Below are 1,223 nucleotides of genomic sequence, written 5' to 3' on the forward strand. Positions count from 1 at the left end.
TGCGCAAAGAGGACATGATTCTGATCAGCGTCGATGACCATATCGTCGAGCCGCCTGACATGTTCAAGAATCACTTGCCGCTGAAGTATGTCGATGATGCGCCGCGGTTGGTCCACAATCCGGACGGCTCGGATATGTGGCGGTTCCGCGACATCGTGATTCCTAATGTTGCGCTCAACGCGGTGGCTGGCCGGCCCAAGGAGGAGTACGGGCTGGAGCCGCAGGGTTTGGATGAGATTCGGCCTGGCTGCTACAACGTTGATGAGCGGGTTAAGGATATGAATGCTGGCGGGATCTTGGGGTCGATGTGTTTCCCGTCGTTTCCGGGTTTTGCGGGGCGGTTGTTCGCCACCGAGGATCCGGATTTTTCGTTGGCGTTGGTGCAGGCTTACAACGATTGGCATGTCGAGGAGTGGTGTGGGGCGTATCCGGCTCGGTTCATTCCGATGACGCTGCCGGTGATTTGGGATCCGGTGGCGTGTGCGGGCGAGATTCGGCGTAATGCCGCTCGGGGGGTGCATTCGTTGACGTTTTCGGAGAATCCTTCGGCGATGGGGTATCCGAGTTTCCATGACTTCGATCATTGGAAGCCGATGTGGGATGCGTTGGTCGATACCGACACGGTGCTCAATGTGCATATCGGTTCGTCGGGTCGGTTGGCGATCACTGCTCCGGATGCGCCGATGGATGTGATGATCACGTTGCAGCCGATGAATATTGTGCAGGCTGCGGCGGATCTGTTGTGGTCGAGGCCGATCAAGGAGTATCCCGATCTGAAGATCGCCTTGTCTGAGGGTGGCACGGGGTGGATTCCGTATTTCTTGGAGCGGGTGGATCGGACGTATGAGATGCACTCGACGTGGACTCATCAGGATTTTGGCGGCAAGTTGCCTTCGGAGGTGTTCCGGGAGCACTTCCTGACGTGTTTCATTTCTGATCATGTGGGTGTGCAGCTGCGTCATGACATCGGTATCGACAACATCTGCTGGGAGGCCGACTACCCGCACAGTGACTCGATGTGGCCGGGTGCTCCTGAGCAGCTCGACGAGGTGCTGCGTGAGCACACTGTGCCCGATGACGAGATCAACAAGATGACTTACCAGAACGCGATGCGCTGGTACCACTGGGACCCGTTCACCCATATCGCCAAGGATCAGGCCACCATCGGTGCACTACGCAAATCCGCTGAGGGTCATGATGTTTCGATCCAAGCACTGTCCAAG

The 1,223-nt window shown here is 57.2% G+C and carries 1 protein-coding gene; it reads left to right on the forward strand.

Annotated features, from left to right (window positions below; all coding sequences use genetic code 11):
- Positions 1-1,223 (forward strand): amidohydrolase family protein (locus tag CG716_RS29375; RefSeq protein WP_110883972.1); only part of this gene is annotated, 1,223 nt, incomplete at both ends.

Source organism: Mycolicibacterium sphagni, assembly GCF_002250655.1.
GTDB lineage: Bacteria > Actinomycetota > Actinomycetes > Mycobacteriales > Mycobacteriaceae > Mycobacterium > Mycobacterium sphagni.